This is a genomic window from Salinimicrobium oceani (genome assembly GCF_012037645.1).
On record NZ_JAAVJR010000112.1, the window covers coordinates 1 to 749 of the forward strand.

A 749-nucleotide genomic window follows, 5' to 3' on the forward strand; every position below is an offset into this window, starting at 1 on the left:
TTCATGGTATTTGCACAGGGTGCAGCAGGTAACAAAATTTTCCAGGGACTTCGTCGTCTTGATATCCAGAATGCCAATTATTCAACAAAGGCTCTTAGCAGATGGAGAGGTGAGGGGACATCAAACAATTATCCCCGTCTAACGAACAATGATACTAACGAAAACTTTAGTAGAATGTCCGATTTTTATCTTGAAGATGGAGATTACCTTCGCCTAAAGCTGGCTCAAATTGGATACACCATTCCTGAAACCTTTACACAGGGATATGGAGTGCAAAAAATGAGATTTTATGTGACTGGAGAAAACCTGTTTACATTGACAGATTATACAGGCTATGATCCCGAAATTGGAGGAAATACATTTGGTATTGATCGAGGATATTATCCACAAGCCCGATCTTTCCTGTTTGGAGCTAATATACAATTCTAAAAAAATGAAAATGAAAACACACACATTCAGGTTAGTATTAACTGCTTTAGCAGTGATATTTACATTGAATTCCTGTAGTGAGGATTTTCTTGAGGTGCCGGTAAAAGGTACTAACCTGGAATCCAATTATTATAGGAATGAAAATGAAGCTTTTGCCGGTCTTGTAGCAGTTTATGATGTTATGAGAAAGTATTCCGGAGGATTTGAAAATATGGTCACCTTTTTTAATGCCGCTTCAGATGATTTCAGAGCCGGAGGAGGTAATGCTTCTGACGGTATAGGAATTCAGACTTTTGATGATTTCAACATTACTCCCACTA

The 749-nt window shown here is 38.1% G+C and carries 2 pseudogenes; both read left to right on the forward strand.

From position 1 onward, the window contains the following. Positions 1–429, forward strand: a pseudogene (locus tag HC175_RS15720) (SusC/RagA family TonB-linked outer membrane protein); the annotation flags it as partial. Between the two features lie 10 nt (positions 430–439). Beyond that, positions 440–749: pseudogene (locus HC175_RS15725) on the forward strand (RagB/SusD family nutrient uptake outer membrane protein); the annotation flags it as partial.